The 14,449-nt window shown below is 68.6% G+C and carries 13 protein-coding genes; 7 read left to right on the top strand and 6 right to left on the bottom strand.

The genetic code is table 11. From position 1 onward, the window contains the following. Positions 1-168 precede the first annotated feature (168 nt). On the top strand, positions 169-1,326 hold the full coding sequence (locus I6I07_RS10855) for an acyltransferase (RefSeq protein ID WP_332840435.1): 1,158 nt from the start codon (positions 169-171) through the stop codon (positions 1,324-1,326). Here I6I07_RS10855 and I6I07_RS10850 read toward each other — a convergent pair. Next, positions 1,307-1,648 (bottom strand): helix-turn-helix domain-containing protein, encoded by a 342-nt coding sequence (locus tag I6I07_RS10850; protein WP_232626035.1) that lies wholly within the window; start codon positions 1,646-1,648, stop codon positions 1,307-1,309. The genes I6I07_RS10855 and I6I07_RS10850 overlap by 20 nt on opposite strands. 731 nt (positions 1,649-2,379) lie before the next feature. Between I6I07_RS10850 and I6I07_RS10845 the strand changes: the two genes are divergently transcribed. Together I6I07_RS10845 and kch are read left to right on the top strand one after the other, a co-directional pair. After that, entirely contained in the window at positions 2,380-3,195 is an 816-nt protein-coding gene (locus tag I6I07_RS10845) for a response regulator transcription factor (RefSeq protein WP_061073261.1), read from the top strand. Positions 3,196-3,623: 428 nt separating this feature from the next. After that, the gene (gene kch, locus I6I07_RS10840; RefSeq protein ID WP_198486631.1) at positions 3,624-4,835 is read left to right on the top strand and encodes a voltage-gated potassium channel protein; all 1,212 of its coding nucleotides are present in this window, start codon (positions 3,624-3,626) and stop codon (positions 4,833-4,835) included. 49 nt (positions 4,836-4,884) lie between these two features. Here the strand turns inward: kch and I6I07_RS10835 are convergent, their stop codons facing one another. From I6I07_RS10835 to I6I07_RS10820, 4 genes are all read right to left on the bottom strand, one after another. Continuing rightward, positions 4,885-5,265, bottom strand: coding sequence for a DUF4156 domain-containing protein (locus tag I6I07_RS10835; protein ID WP_006391448.1), 381 nt, complete (start codon positions 5,263-5,265; stop codon positions 4,885-4,887). Between the two features lie 86 nt (positions 5,266-5,351). Beyond that, positions 5,352-5,585 (bottom strand): helix-turn-helix domain-containing protein, encoded by a 234-nt coding sequence (locus I6I07_RS10830; RefSeq protein ID WP_198486630.1) that lies wholly within the window; start codon positions 5,583-5,585, stop codon positions 5,352-5,354. After that, the gene (locus tag I6I07_RS10825; protein WP_198486629.1) at positions 5,585-6,244 is read right to left on the bottom strand and encodes a hypothetical protein; all 660 of its coding nucleotides are present in this window, start codon (positions 6,242-6,244) and stop codon (positions 5,585-5,587) included. Before I6I07_RS10825 ends, I6I07_RS10830 begins: the two co-directional genes overlap by 1 nt. Before the next feature lie 161 nt (positions 6,245-6,405). Then, complete coding sequence (locus I6I07_RS10820; protein WP_332840434.1) at positions 6,406-7,989, bottom strand: EAL domain-containing protein; 1,584 nt, start codon at positions 7,987-7,989, stop codon at positions 6,406-6,408. A gap of 141 nt (positions 7,990-8,130) precedes the next feature. Between I6I07_RS10820 and I6I07_RS10815 the strand changes: the two genes are divergently transcribed. The 3 genes from I6I07_RS10815 (at position 8,131) to I6I07_RS10805 (ending at position 12,075) form a co-directional block, all read left to right on the top strand. Then, positions 8,131-8,643 carry a sigma-70 family RNA polymerase sigma factor gene (locus I6I07_RS10815; protein WP_061073257.1) on the top strand — a complete coding sequence of 171 codons (513 nt, stop codon included), beginning with the start codon at positions 8,131-8,133 and terminating at the stop codon, positions 8,641-8,643. Beyond that, a complete protein-coding gene (locus tag I6I07_RS10810) occupies positions 8,640-9,587 on the top strand; it encodes a FecR family protein (protein WP_198486628.1) in 948 nt (315 codons plus the stop codon). Before I6I07_RS10815 ends, I6I07_RS10810 begins: the two co-directional genes overlap by 4 nt. Positions 9,588-9,696: 109 nt before the next feature. Continuing rightward, positions 9,697-12,075, top strand: coding sequence for a TonB-dependent siderophore receptor (locus tag I6I07_RS10805; RefSeq protein WP_198486627.1), 2,379 nt, complete (start codon positions 9,697-9,699; stop codon positions 12,073-12,075). Between the two features lie 16 nt (positions 12,076-12,091). Here the strand turns inward: I6I07_RS10805 and I6I07_RS10800 are convergent, their stop codons facing one another. After that, positions 12,092-12,694: a TetR/AcrR family transcriptional regulator gene (locus tag I6I07_RS10800; RefSeq protein ID WP_035359571.1), complete on the bottom strand. Its 603-nt coding sequence runs from the start codon at positions 12,692-12,694 to the stop codon at positions 12,092-12,094. A gap of 233 nt (positions 12,695-12,927) precedes the next feature. On the opposite strand from I6I07_RS10800, the gene I6I07_RS10795 reads away from it, so the two are divergent. After that, positions 12,928-14,448 (top strand): PHA/PHB synthase family protein, encoded by a 1,521-nt coding sequence (locus I6I07_RS10795; protein ID WP_198486626.1) that lies wholly within the window; start codon positions 12,928-12,930, stop codon positions 14,446-14,448. The last annotated feature ends 1 nt before the right edge of the window (position 14,449 follow it).

Below are 14,449 nucleotides of genomic sequence, written 5' to 3'. Positions count from 1 at the left end.
GCACGCCGCCCGGGACGCGTTACGCCGCGCGCAGGGGGGGCTGCATCGAATGCCGCATGGCGGCGCGCCCGCGCCACGCGCAGAATCGACTGACCCCTTCCGCCCCGCCGGCGCAGACCGGCCGCGGAACCGGGCAGATCCATCCTTTCCGGAGACACGGCGATGGGCATGCTGAGAACTTTGCTGGCACTGTCCGTGGTCCTGGACCATCTGGGCGGCGGCACGACCGACTGGCTGGTGGGCGGGCGCCTGGCGGTGCAGCTTTTCTACGTGATCTCGGGCTTCCTGATCTCCTATGTGCTGACGGCCACCGACCACTACCGCGGCGCGCCCGGGCGGTTCTACGCCAACCGCGCGCTGCGCCTGTACCCGGTCTACCTGGCCGTGGCCGCGCTGACGCTGCTGGCCTACGCCGCCGGCGGCGACGCGTTCTGGCGCGTCTATGACGGACTGCCGCTGGCCGCCACGCTGTTCCTGGCGCTGTCGAACCTGGTGATCCTGGGGCAGGACTGGCTGATGTTCTTCGGCATCGACCACGGCGCGCTGGCCTTCACCGGCAGCTTCGCCCGCAGCGACGTGCCGCTGTACCAGGGCCTGCTGGTGCCGCAGGCCTGGACGCTGGGCGTCGAGATGAGTTTCTACCTGATTGCCCCCTTCGTGCTGCATTCGCCGCGGCGCCTGCTGGTCCTGCTGGTGGCATCGCTGGCGCTGCGCGCGGTGCTGATCGCCAGCGGCATCGGCCTGAGCGACCCCTGGACCTACCGCTTTTTCCCCACCGAACTGGCGCTGTTCCTGGCCGGATCCCTGTCGCACCAGGTGCTGCTGCCGCGCTGGCAGGCGTGGAGCCGCCGCGTCGCCTGGCTGCCCGAACTGGGCACCGGCCTGCTGACGCTGTACGCGCTGGTCCATTTTTCCATCGGCCTGCCGCACACGCTGCGCGACGCACTGGCGGTGCTGCTGTTCGCGGCGCTGCTGCCACTGGCCTTCCTGTTCCAGTCGCGCCACCGGCTGGACAAGATCATCGGCGAGCTGAGTTACCCGATCTACATCTGCCACGCGCTGGTCATCCTGTTCTTCGGCTGGCTGCTCGACGGCACCCAACTGCGCCAGCCGGCCATGTTCACGGCCCTGGTGGTGGCGGGCTGTATCGGCTTGGCCGCGTTGCTCAACAGCCTGATCGCCGATCCGGTGGAACGCCTGCGCCGGCGCCTGCGCACGGCGCCGCCACCGGCGCAAGCGGAGGCCGCGCCCGAGGCGGCGCGCAGGAAGGCGCCGCGGCAACGAGCCGCATCCACCGCGGTGGGGACTATTCGCCGCGCGCCTTGATGTAGGCCGCCAGCACCTGTTCGATCTGGCGCTTTTCCTGCTGGCTCAGGCGCGCATAGGTGGCGTACGACACCGTCTCGAACGGCCAGGGCGGCTGCTCGGGATGGTTGCCCGCATTCGTGGCGGGCTCGGCATAACCAGGGTTGAGCATCGGCCCTTCGCCGGTGCTGAGCCACATGGGATTGACCCGCAGTGCCCGGGTCAGCTTGATGAGCGCGTCGCTGGAAGGCTGCAGACGTTGGCCGCTCTCATAGTTGCCGATAGCGCTTTGCGACAGGTTGCTCGCGACTGCCAAGTCTTTCTGTGTCCATCCCTGAAGCATTCTTGCATTGCGCAGACGATGGCTAAACGTGTCCAATCGATCAACCTGAGACATTAATATGAATTTATTTATTTGATTAAAACATCTCAATACTGCCGTCAAATAAACGGATTACACCCCAATTCCTGGGCTAATCCGTAAATCGCGGCGCCCTCCTCGGCCCGTGTCGGCGCGCCGCCCCCGGCCGGCGCCGGGACCTGCGGGGAATTGAAAAAACCCCTTGCTATCATCGGTTTGCGCGCACGCGTCGGGCCCGGCCCTGCCTCCCTCCTCCAAGGTCCGCAGGCGTCAGGCCGGGCATTAAGGCCGGCCCGAGTTTATGGGCATTCGGCGATTAAAAATAGAAAATAATGTATCGGTAATACTTAATATTTTATTGTCGCAACCGCATAAACAAACAGCGTTTCAAGTGCTTCGGGCGGATATGCGGCGAGGCCCGTGTTACCAGCAGAAACTACAGAAACGTATCTTCACAAAAAAACACGCCCGTGTTTAAATGAAACACGGGCGTGACTTCCATGCGGAATCGGATCATCGGCGGCCTGGGCGCAACGCGCTCGAGCCAAGCGCCGTCCCAGACCCCGACCGTAGCCTCAGCGGGCCGTGGCCCCGGCACGGATCAACAGTTCAGACCTTCGCCCGCCACCAGACAACATCGCCAGATGCCGCCACATCATGGCGCAGCAGAGGGAGAGGGGCATGACACGCAACGCAGGCGCAGGCGGGCATCCATGAACAACACGCTGGATGTCATCTTTCTCGGCCTGGAAGACGCCAGGCACGCCCGGCTGGTCGAAGCCTTGTCCCACCTCGGATTCAGCGTGCGCCGCTGCCATGACCTGGCCGACGTCTACGACCGCTATTCCCGCCGCCCCAGTCCATTGATCATCCTGGAAGCGCCGTTGCCCGACATCCACAATGCCGCGGTGCGGCTGCGCGCCATCGACCGCGGCCTGGGCATCGTCGCCATCGCGCCCTTCGGCAACGAAGAGAACCGCATCCGCACGCTGCTCTGTGGCGCCGATGCCTGCCTGCCGCCCGATGTCACCGGGCTGGAACTGGCGGCCGTGCTGCAGGCGCTGGTGCGGCGCGCGGTGGGCCTGGACATGTCCGACCAGATGGCCGACGGCGCGGCCGACGAACCGCAGCAGGAGGCCTGGCGGCTGGTCAACAAGGGCTGGACGCTGATCAGTCCGCGGGGCTACAGCCTCGGCCTGACCACGGGCGAACGCGATTTCCTGACCCGGCTGGTCAACGCGCCGGACCGCAAGGTCAGCCGCGATGCGTTCTACCCGGATGGCGCCGAGGACGCCGACGGCGCCATCACGCGGCGCCGCTTCGTCGACGTGATGATCAGCCGCCTGCGGCGCAAGGCGGCCGCCAATCACATGACGTTGCCGATCCGCGCCGTGCATGGCTGGGGCTATATGTTCGCGGCGGATATCACGCTGGAACTGGAACCGCGGGAGGGGGGAGAGGAAGGTCGTCCGGAAGGACAGGGAGACTGGCGCCGCTATACGCTGGATGCGAACGCGCCCTCTTACTGATACGCTACGGGCCAGGAGGCTGGCGCCAGGCGAAAAAAACGCGGCGCTGCCCCGAAGGTAAGACGCCGCGCTAAAACAACACGTGAGCCTGGAGTCATCAGCCGGCACTGATGCCTTCTACCTAGATCACGCGATTCCAACATTCGTGCCTCGTACAACTCACGCACGGGCTAGCCGTGAGCCCGGTTGGGGTCTCTAGTCCCCGCCCAAGCTGCAGCGTGATTAACGCCCGGGGATTTCGTCCGCCCTTGCAGCTGGCGGGCTTGTCGCCCGTATCAGCGGCGTTCCTTTCGGATAGCCGCGTGATGAAGGAAGTTTAGGACGTCGGCCGCAATTCAAGTAATTCTTTGTTGATAGCCTTCTATACATATTGGATATAGCAAGCCCTGCGCGAGGGCCGATAGAATGCTGCCAAAGGACGCCCCGCCATGCCCTCTCCGCTGACCCGCGCCGCGCGCCAATTGCGCCGCGCCATCGCCCTCGTTCCGCCCAACTGGTGCCTCGCCATCCTGGTGGCGCTGGACGGGTATGCCTTCATGCATCCGGTGCTACGCGAAGTGCGCGCCCGCGAGTATTCCTTCTGGCTCGCGCTCGACAACTGGCATGACGTGATGCAGGTGGTCGGCCTGCTGGAGATCCCCCGGCTGGTGCTGGGCGTGGGCCTGCAGATCATCGCGCTCGGGCTGATCCTGAAGGCGCGCATCGCCTGGGCCTTCTCGCTGGTGCTGCTGATCGGCATCGGCACCTTCGCCATCCTGGGCGACGGCGGCCGCGCCGGGCTGGGCATCTATACCCTGGTGCTGGTGGTCGCGCTGATCGCGTACTGGCGCCGCTTCGACCGCGCCAGCGTCACCGCGGGCTCGCTGTTCGCGCTGGTCAGCATGGTGTCGCTGCTGATCTACGCGGTCTTCGGCACGCTCTACATGGGCGAGGAATTCAATCCGCCGATCAAGGACGCGGCCACCGCGCTGTATTTCTCGATCGTCTCGATGTCGACGGTGGGCTATGGCGACATCACGCCGCACAGCAACGCGGCGCGCCTGTTCACCGCGTCGATTATCATTCTTGGCATCACCGTCTTCGCCACCTCCATCAGCGCGATCGCCGGCCCGGTGATCGGCGGCAACCTGAAACGGCTGGTCAAGGGCCGGTTTTCCAACGCCATGAGAAAGAACCACATCATCATCGCTGGCGCCACGCCCCTGGCCATGAGCGTCTACGACGGCCTGCGCCGCCGAGGCGATGAGGTCACGGTCATCGTGCCGGCCGGCACCCCGCAGGAGTACCCGGCCGCCACCGACCTGATCGAAGGCGACCCGTCCAGCGTCGAGGTGCTGCGCAGCGCGGGCATCGCCCGCGCGCGCTACGTGCTGGCGCTGCGCGAGGACGACGCCGAAAACGCCTTCATCGTGCTGGCCGCCAAGGAGGCCACCGGCGACGAGGGCGCCAAGACCGTGGCCCTGGTCAACACCAGCAAACACCTGGAGAAGATCCGCCGGGTGCAGCCGGACCTGGTGTTCTCGGTGCAGTTGCTCGGAGCCGAGCTGCTGACGCGCGCCATCAACGGCGAGGCGCTGGACAGCCAGTCGATCACCGAGCTGTTCTTCGCCAAGGCCACGCCGCAGGCCAAGGCCGGCTGAGGCCGCCCTCGGCGCGACCATTGAACGCGCCCGCCGCCTCCCCTACGCGCTAACCACAACGATAGACGTTGCCCGACAGGGTGACGTTGGTCTGTTCCTGATGGTCCTTGCCGCCCGTCTGGCCGGCGCGCTGCGTCAGCAGGTAGACCACATTGCCGCCCAGCGCCGCCGCGCGGTTCTTCAGGTCGTTGCGCGCGCCCGTCTCCAGGTCGGCGTTGGAGGTGATCGCCCCCGCCAGGAAGTTGCCCTGGCTGCCGGTGACATCGCCCAGGAACGCGCACTCCTTGCCGGGCTCGTTATGGGTGATGCGCACATTGGCGGCGGCGCCGGGCGCCAGTGCGGTGGGCGCGCAGGCGGCCAAGGGCGCGGCACAGGCCAGCAGGAACACGGCGCGCCGCGCGGCGCGGGGAATCGCGAAGAGGACGGGCATGACGACAGGCATCCATCAAAGGGACGTGGGAAGCCGGCGCGCGGGTGGAACCCGCGCGTCGGGTGACAGGAAAATGGGAGAGCAGGTCAGTCCGGGTCGGCGTCGTCCGACGGCCCGCCCGGCTGGTACTCGAGCAGGTCGCCGGGCTGGCATTGCAGCACTTCGCAGATGCGTTCCAGCGTGTCGAAGCGCATGCCCTTCACCTTGCCCGACTTGAGTAACGACAGGTTCGGCTCGGTGATGCCGATTTCCTGGGCCAGCTGGCGCGCCTTCATCTTGCGCTGCGCCAGCATCACATCCAGCCGCACGACGATCGCCATCAGATGAACCCTCGGTTTTCCTCGGCAACCTGGGCCGCCTCTTCCATGGCCCAGGCCAGCGAGAACAGCAGCCCGCCGAGCAGGGCCAGCAGGATGTCGCTGACGTCGATATCGATCAGCATGTGGCGCCCGCCCGGCCCGTTGGCCAGGGTCAGGGCCAACACCAGCACCGTCTTCAGCACCGGCACCGCCAGGCTGAAGGCCGTGACCAGCGCGGCGATGCCGCGCAGCCGGCGCGCGGTGGCGACCGTGAGCACGTCGCCGCGGCCGAAGTCCGTGAACATGGCATAAGCGTGCGCGATGCCGCGCAGCGCCAGGCCGGCGAGCACGCCGAACAACGCGAAGCCCAGCACCCGATAGCCAAAGCCCAGTTGCAGGCGCGGCGCGTTCAGCGTCGGCGCCAGGCCGATGCGCAGCGCGTCGCTCTCGGCGGCCTGCGGCGACGGCGTGACGCCCAGGAACGAATAGATGGCGCGGGCCAGCACCGCCTCGGAAGTGAAGAACCACATGCCGATCATCGCGGCGACCAGCAGCACCGCCGCGGCGATGAGCAGGCCGCGCATCCAGCGGGACAGGCCGCGGATGCGTTCAAGCCGGTTGCGCGCCGGCCTGGCGGCGGGCTTCTGCTGGGCGGTAGGGGGGGTCAGCGCGGCGGCCACGGGGGTCTCCAGAACACGTTGCGAGGGTCAGAAAGTTGCTGTAGTGTAGCAACAAATTATCGTAGAACAATAATTTTTTATCCCACGAGGTAAATCATGCGGCTTGCCCTCGCGCTGGCCTCGCTGCTGGTCGCGCTGCTGCTTTTCTCGCTGGCGCGGCCTCAGCCGGCGGTCGCTTGCGCCACGGGCGGCCGCGCCGCGTTCTCGGCATACCAGCGGACGAAGTCGGCCGAGCGCATCGGCCGCGCGAACAGATAGCCCTGGATATAGGCCACGCCGCGCGCAGTCAGGTAGGTGAACTGCTCCGGCATCTCGACGCCTTCGGCCACCACCGCCAAGCCCAGCCGATGCGACAGCGTGATGATCACGTCGAGCACCGGCGTTTCCTCGCCACCGGGCTCAATGGCCTGCACGAACCCCTTGTCGATCTTGAGATAGTCGACCGGGAATTTCTGCAGGTACGACAGCGAGCAATGCCCCGTGCCGAAGTCATCGATGGCCACGAACACGCCCTGTTCGCGCAGCGTCTCGATGTTCCTGCGGGCCTGGCCGCTGTCCGAGATCAGGCTGCGCTCGGTGATCTCCAGCACCATCAGCGACGGCCGGATGGCGCCGCGGAAGGCCTGCACGTCCTCCACCAGCGCGGGGCAGGAAAGGTGTTCCGGCGCCACGTTCACGGCGATGTGGAAATCCGGCGGCGTGGCCCAGCCCTGCATGTCGCGCTGGATCAGCTTGAGCAGGTGCTGCGTCAGCGGCACGATCATGTTCTCGGCTTCGGCCGCCGCGATGAAGATGTCGGGCCGCACCGGGCCCACGCCCGGGCGGGTCCAGCGCATCAGGGCCTCGGCGCCCTCGCAGCGGCCGGTGCGGTTGCCGTACACCGGCTGGTACTCGACGTGGAACTCGTCGGCCGCCATCGCCCGCCGCAGCTGCTCCTTGAACGACTGCCGGTTGGCCTGCAACCGATACGCGCCCAGCGCCAGCAGCGCGCCGCACAGCAGGGCCACCGGCAGATACGCCATCAGCAGCTGCTGCCAGGCGCGCACCACCGCTTCGGGCGGCGCCATGACCTTGATGGCCAGCTCGCCGCGGCCGGCGATCGACATCGCCGATCCGCCCATCTGCTCCAGCCCGGCCGCCGACCAGCCGTCGTTGTGGATCGGCGCGCCGTTGCCCAGCGTCACCTCCAACTGGTAGGTCCCGAGCGACGAGACCGCGTTCAAGACATCCTGGATGTAGCGGCCATCCACCACCACCGCGCCGCCATGGCCGTTTTCGCCGGCCATGCCCAGCAGCAGCGCGGGCCGGTCCGGCGCCAGCGGCGTGCCGGACACGCTGAGGAACCATTGCGTCGGCGAGATGCCGACTGGCCAGCGCTGGAACACGCCCGAGTCGTAGTCCACTTCGCCCAACGCGGACGAGCAATAGATGTGCGTGTGATTGACCAGCAGCAGCGAACGGAAATAGGGATTGAGCGTGCCCCAGCGGTACAGGTCGGAACGCGCCTCTTCACAGGACCTGGCCGACAGGTCGGTGACGCGCGGCAGGATATCCAGGGCGCGGGCCAGGATCTGCTCGGTCTGGACCCGCACGATCTGGGCCGCGACGGCGGCATCGGCGCGTTCGCTGCGCTGGGCATGCAGCCAGGTCCAGGCCACGCACGCGAGCACGGGCAGCACCAGGGCCAGGGCCACGGGAAAATAGCGCCAGGACGGCGCGCGGACCGTCATTCCAGAGGTAGGCACATCGTCCTCGCTGCTGCAGTCATGGGAGTGACGCAAGGATACAGGGCGAGGCGATCCCGCGCGCGGAGCGAACACAAGCGCTCGACAACGCGCTTTTCCAATATACTGAATGATACTTATTCCTGATGCCTGGTATGTCCGATGGGAAAGCTCCCCGCCTTCTCCGCCCTTGCTTCCCTGTACGTGGACTACCGGCCCTGGCTGGTGGACCGGCTGCGCTTCCGGCTGCGCAACCACGCCGACGCCGAAGACCTCGCCTCCGAGACGTTCCTGCAAGTGGCGGCGGCGCGCTCGCCCTGCCAGATCGCCGAACCCAAGGCATACCTGTCCACCATCGCGCGGCGGCTGCTGTTCCATTTCTGGCGGCGGCGCGAGCTCGAACAGGCCTATCTGCAATGGCTGGCGCTGCACGCCGGCGACTGCGCGCCCTCGCCCGAATCGCAGGCCTTGACCATGGAAATGCTGCTGCGCGTGGACACCCTGCTCGCCGGCCTGCCGCCCGCCGTGCGCGCCGTGTTCCTGTACAGCCAGCTCGATGGCCTGGGCTATGCCGAAATCGGCCAGCGCATGGGGTTGTCGGTGCGCACGGTGCAGCGCCATTTCGCCCAGGCGCTGGAACGCTGCCTGCGGGCGCAACGCGAGGACCGCGCATGACGCCCGAGATCGACCGCCAGGCCGTGCAATGGATGGTGCGGCTCTGTTCCGGCGCCGCCAGCGCCGAGGACCAATCCCGTTTCAGGCAGTGGTGCGAGGCGGCCCCCGCCCATGCGCTGGCCTGGCAGGCGCTGCAAACCAGCATCGGCGCGCCGTTGCAGGCGTTGCGGGCCACGGGCCAGCCTTGCGCCGACGGTTCGCCGCTGCGCGACCTGCTGGCGCGCGGCCCCTCGCGACGTCAATTCCTGGGCAAGACGCTGGCCCTGGCGGGCGTGGGCGTCGGCAGCGCCTGGCTCGGCAGCCGCCTGTGGCAGGCGCGCGGCGATCTCGGCACCGGCATCGCGCAACGCCTGTCGATCGCCCTGGACGACGGCAGCAGGCTGGACCTGGATGCACGCACCCAGGTCCGGCTGGAATTCGACGCCGACGTGCGGCGGGTCCGCCTGCTGCGCGGCGCGCTGGTCGCGGCGGTCGCGCCCGACCCCCGGCGGCCATTCGGCGTCACCACCGAGGACGGCACGGCCTGGGCCCGCGGCACCGAGTACATGGTGCGCAAGGAAACCGACCACAGCCTGGCGGCGGTGCTGGTCCACGAGGTGCGCATCGACAGCCGCTCGGGTCAGCAACTGGACCTGGGCCAGGGACAGGCGGCACGCTACGGCGCCGCCGGCATCGAGACGCTGGACGCGGCATCGGCGGCCGCCATGGCGGCCTGGCGCGAAGGCCGCCTGGACGTGCTGGACGCGCCGCTGGCCACCGTGGCGGATGCGCTGCGACCCTACATGCGCGGCGCCCTGCACCTGTCCGGACGCGCCGCCGCTCTGCGGGTGCAGGGCGTCTTTTCGCTCGACCATCCCGACCAGGCCTGGGCCGCGCTCGCCGCCACGCTGCCGCTCAGGGTCACCCGCTATGGCGGCTGGCTGACCTGGGTCGACGTGGCCTGACCCGCCGCCGGCCGCGACGCACCGTTGTTACACATTGCCTGTCCGGTTTTCCGGCGCCCATACACCTCCGGGTAGATCCACCCCCTTTCTGCTCCCGGAGACCCCCGCCATGCCCCGCCTGTCCCGCGCCAGCCTGCTCTTCCTGGCCGCGCTGATCGCCCCCGCCGCCACCGCGCAATCCGCCCGCCTCGACTACGACCTGCCGGCCGCGTCGCTGGCCGTCACGCTGAACCGCATCGCGATACAGAACAACCGCGTGTTGTCGCTGGACCCCGCCGTGGTGCGCGGGCTCGAAGCGCCCGCGCTGCGCGGCGCCTACACGCTGGACGAGGCGCTGCGGCACGTGACGGCCGGCTCCGGCCTCGAGGCGGTGGCGCTGCCCGGCGGCGCGCTCACGCTCCGGCGCAGCACGCAACCGGTCCCCACGCTGGCGCCGATCGGCGTCACCGGCGCGCCGGAAAGCGCCTGGGGGCCGGTACAGGGCTATGTGGCACGCCGCAGCGCCACCGGCACCAAGACGGACACGCCCATCATCGAAACGCCGCAGTCGATCTCGGTGATCACGGCGGACCGCTACAACGCGCTGGGCGCCACCAACATCAAGGATGCCCTGGCCTACACGCCCGGCGTGGCCATCACCACCTACGGCGCCGACTCGCGCTACGACTGGGTCTCGCTGCGCGGCTTCGACGCGTACAGCCCGGGCTTCTTCCTGGATGGCCTGCCACTGCGCAACAACGGCAACTGGGGCATCTGGCAGACCGAGAACTACGGCGCCGAGCGCATCGAACTGCTGCGTGGCCCGGCCTCCGTGCTGTATGGCCAGAGCGGGCCCGGCGGGCTGGTCAACGTGGTCAGCAAGCGGCCGCAGGACGAACCGCTGCATGAATTGCAGGCGCAGGTGGGCGATCACCAGCGGCGCCGCATCGCGGCCGATTTCACCGGCCCCCTGGATGAGGAGGGCAAGTGGCTCTACCGCTTCGTCGGCATGGGACTGGATTCCGAGCTGCCCACGCACGGCATCGACAACGACCGCCTGTACCTGGCGCCGTCGCTGACATGGCGGCCGTCGGCCGACACCACGCTGACCCTGCTGGCGCAGTACGCGAGCAAGCGCGGCGGCACCTACACGCGGGCGCGCCCCGCCGAGGGATCGCTGGCGCCGACCGCCGCGGGCACGCACATCCCGGCGTCGCTGTTCGTCGGAGAACCCGGCTACGATTACTTCGACCAGAAGCAATGGCTGGCGGGCTACGAGCTGGAGCATCGCGTCAGTGACGCGCTGACGCTGCGCCAGAACCTGCGCTACGGCCGCCTGGATCTCGACTACTCGGCGGTCCAGGCCAACGGCTACCTTACCGTGAATGACGATGCCGCCGACCCGGCCAACTACCAGACGCTGCGGCGCTCGGTGTCCGGCAGCCGCGAACGCATCAGCAGCTTCACCATGGACAACCAGGCGCAGACGGACCTGACGCTGGGCGACTGGCGCCACCGCATCCTGGTCGGCGTGGACTACCAACGCACCGGCATCGACCAGGTCAGCTTCAGCGGCGGCAGCGCGCCCCCGCTGAGCGTCTATGACCCGAAGTATCACCAGGGCCCGGTCATGCGCGGCGCGCCCTGGATGGACGCGGACCTGACCCTGGCACAGACCGGCCTGTACCTGCAGGACCAGATCAAGTGGAACGAACGCTGGGTCGCCACGCTGGGCGGCCGCTACGACATGGCCGACATCAAGGTCCGCAGCCGCCTGGATGACAGCACCACCAAGTTGCGCAACAACAAATTCAGCGGCCGCGCCGGCCTCGTGTACGTCGACCCGACCGGCTGGGCGCCGTACGTCAGCTATTCCGAATCGTTCATTCCCACGGCCACGCTGGACCCGACCCAGAAGCAGCCGTTCAAGCCCGAAACCAGCCGCCAGTACGAGGCCGGGATCCGCTACCAGCCTCCCGGCACCAAGGACAGCTACAGCGCGGCGGTGTTCGACCTGCGGCGCCAGAACTACATCAGCTACGACGCCGACGCCATGCCCAGGCAGACCGGCGAAGTCACCGTGCGCGGCGTCGAGTTCGAAGCCACGCTGCAACCGATTCCGCGCCTGAACGTGATCGCCTCGTACTCGTGGACGCCCAAGGCGGTGGTGACCGCCAGCAGCAATCCCGCCGAGATCGGCAGGCAGGCCACCGCCGTGCCGCTGAACCGCGCCTCGTTGTGGGTGGATTACCGCTTCGAATCGCGAATCAAGGTCGGCCTGGGCGCGCGCTTCACGGGCTCCAACCGTGGCGACGGCGGCGAAGCGCCGGTGCCGGTGCCGTCGTTCGTGCTGTTCGACGCGATGATCGGCTACGAGACCGGTCGCTGGAACCTGGCGCTGAACGCGCGCAACCTGAGCAACAAGACCTATATCGCCAACTGCGGCTACGGCAGCTGCTACTACGGCGACCCGCGCACGGTGGTCGCGACCGCCAGCTATCGCTGGTAGCGCGTCGGCGAGCGCGTTACAGCAGCCCGCAGATCAATGCCACGTGCGCCTCGCGCCGTTCAGGCAGGTTCAGGCGCTCGTCCGGCCCCAGCAGGATCGCCATGAAGATGGCATGGACCACCGGCGACAGCAGCAGCCAGGGATGCCGCAGCGCGGCGCCGTCGCCGCACAGGCCGCGTTCGCGCGCCAGTTCCAGCAGGCGTGCGATGTCGGCCTGGTGCGCGTCGGCGGTGTCCTGGCGCCAGCGCCGCGCCAGGTGCGGCACGCGGCCGCTCTCGGCCAGCAGCAGGCGCATGGCGGTGATCATGGCCGGGTTGGCCAGGCTGGCATGGAGATGGTTGACGATGCGCTCGGCCAGATGGCGCGGCGTGGCCGAGCCCTCGACCAGGGCGCGGGCGTCCAGCCGCGGCGGGCTCAGGTAGCGCGCCAGCAGCGCCTCGAACACCTCTTCCTTGCTGGCGAAATGCGCGTACAGGCCGCCCTTGGACAGGCCGGCGCGCGCGGCGATGTCGTCCATCCGGGCGCCGGCATAGCCGGCGGCCGAAAACTCCTGCAGCGCGGCGTCAAGGATTTGCCCGACGCGCACGGTTGGCGGGAGACGCTGGCGTGGCGTACTCATCACCCTGGCTCCTGTGCGAGTTGGCGCGACGTCATGGCCGGCCAACACACCCATTAAAAACCGACCAGTCAGTCGTTAGCTTGATCCTGATCAAGGATTGCCCACCCCCGCGGCGGCACAATGGGCGCAAGACGGTTGAGTCGGATTGGTCCGACGCCAGGCCACAAGCCCGGTTTCGTGACGGTCCGGCCCCACGCGAGCGGCACTCCCGCCGCCCGCGCCACGGAGCCATCATGCCGAAAACGCCCCCGCCAGCCCCCAAGCAGACCGCGGCGCCCGCAGGCCGGTTCGATGACGACGCCTGGCGCCAATGGCCCTACGCGCTGTGGCGCCTGGGCTTCGAGCAGGCCCGGCGCAACGGCGACGCCTGTGTCCGCGCCCTGCCCCTGGCCGACCGCCACCAGCGCGAGCTGGCCGCCTTCGCGGCGCGCCAGTGGCTGGAGCCGCTGGCGCCCGACAACAATCCGTTCACCAACCCCGTGGTGCTGCGCCAGACCGTCCGCGAGGGCGGCGCCAACCTGCTGCGCGGCGCGCGGGCGGCCTGGGAAGACGGGTTGCGCCAATGGAGCGGACTGCCGCCGGCCGGCGCGGACCAATTCCGTCCCGGCCATGAAGTGGCGGCCACGCCCGGCAAGGTGGTGCTGCGCAATCGCCTGGCCGAACTGATCCAGTACCGCCCCACGACCGCCCGCACCCGGCCCGAGCCGATCTTCATCGTGCCCGCCTGGATCATGAAGTACTACATCCTGGACCTGTCGCCGCGCAACTCGCTGATCGCCTATCTGGTCGGCCAGGGCTACACGGTGTTCTGCGTGTCGTGGAAGAACCCCACCGCCGCGGACCGCGACCTGGGCATGGACGACTACCTGCGCCTGGGCGTGCATGAGCCGCTGGCGGCGATCGAGGCGATCGTCCCCGGCGCCGCGATCCACGCGGCGGGCTATTGCCTGGGCGGCACGCTGCTGGCGATGGCCGCCAGCGCCATGGCGCGCGACGGCGACCGGCGCCTGGCCAGCCTCAGCCTGCTGGCCGCGCAGACCGATTTCAGCGAACCCGGCGAACTGGGCCTGTTCATCGACGATGTCCAGGTCGCGCTGCTCGAAACGCAGATGGCGGCCCTGGGCTACTTCCCGGCGCAGCAGATGAGCGGCGCGTTCCAGCTGCTGCGCTCGCAGCAGCTGGTGTGGTCGCGCATGGTGTCGGAATACCTGCTGGGCCAGCGCCGCCCCATGACCGACCTGCAGGCCTGGAATGCCGACGCCACCCGCATGCCCGCGCGCATGCACGGCGAATATCTGCGCCGCCTGTTCCTGGACAACGACCTGGCCGCCGGCCGCTACGGCATCGACGGCCGTCCGCTGCGACTGGCCGACCTGACCCTGCCGACGTTCTGCGTCGGCACCGAAACCGACCACGTGGCGCCATGGCGCTCGGTCTACAAGCTGCACCACCTGTCGCCCGCGCCGCTGACCTTCGTGCTGACCAGCGGCGGCCACAACGCCGGCATCGTCAGCGAACCCGGCCATCCGCGGCGGCGCTTTCGCAGCCTGCTGCGGCCGGCCGCCGCGCCGGCGCTGGCCCCGGACGACTGGCTGGCGGCCGCCACGCCGCACGACGGTTCCTGGTGGCCGCACTGGCGCGCCTGGCTCGATGCCCTGTCGGGCAATCCCGCCAAACCGCCAGCCCTGGGCGCCACGCGCAAGGGCTACCCCCCGCTGGGCGATGCGCCCGGCACTTACGTGATGGAGAGATAAG

Source organism: Achromobacter deleyi (genome assembly GCF_016127315.1).
Taxonomy (GTDB): domain Bacteria; phylum Pseudomonadota; class Gammaproteobacteria; order Burkholderiales; family Burkholderiaceae_B; genus Achromobacter; species Achromobacter insuavis_A.
Note: the sequence above shows the minus strand (reverse complement) of the source record. Positions and strands in the feature narration are given on the sequence as shown.

Excerpts from the sequence above, each read along its gene's own strand:
- I6I07_RS10855 (WP_332840435.1), top strand. The coding sequence starts at position 169 with ATGCTGAGAACTTTGCTGGCACTGTCCGTGGTCCTGGACCATCTGGGC.
- I6I07_RS10850 (WP_232626035.1), bottom strand. The coding sequence starts at position 1,648 with ATGCTTCAGGGATGGACACAGAAAGACTTGGCAGTCGCGAGCAACCTG.
- I6I07_RS10845 (WP_061073261.1), top strand. The coding sequence starts at position 2,380 with ATGAACAACACGCTGGATGTCATCTTTCTCGGCCTGGAAGACGCCAGG.
- kch (WP_198486631.1), top strand. The coding sequence starts at position 3,624 with ATGCCCTCTCCGCTGACCCGCGCCGCGCGCCAATTGCGCCGCGCCATC.
- I6I07_RS10835 (WP_006391448.1), bottom strand. The coding sequence starts at position 5,265 with ATGCCCGTCCTCTTCGCGATTCCCCGCGCCGCGCGGCGCGCCGTGTTC.
- I6I07_RS10830 (WP_198486630.1), bottom strand. The coding sequence starts at position 5,585 with ATGGCGATCGTCGTGCGGCTGGATGTGATGCTGGCGCAGCGCAAGATG.
- I6I07_RS10815 (WP_061073257.1), top strand. The coding sequence starts at position 8,131 with ATGGGAAAGCTCCCCGCCTTCTCCGCCCTTGCTTCCCTGTACGTGGAC.
- I6I07_RS10810 (WP_198486628.1), top strand. The coding sequence starts at position 8,640 with ATGACGCCCGAGATCGACCGCCAGGCCGTGCAATGGATGGTGCGGCTC.
- I6I07_RS10805 (WP_198486627.1), top strand. The coding sequence starts at position 9,697 with ATGCCCCGCCTGTCCCGCGCCAGCCTGCTCTTCCTGGCCGCGCTGATC.
- I6I07_RS10800 (WP_035359571.1), bottom strand. The coding sequence starts at position 12,694 with ATGAGTACGCCACGCCAGCGTCTCCCGCCAACCGTGCGCGTCGGGCAA.
- I6I07_RS10795 (WP_198486626.1), top strand. The coding sequence starts at position 12,928 with ATGCCGAAAACGCCCCCGCCAGCCCCCAAGCAGACCGCGGCGCCCGCA.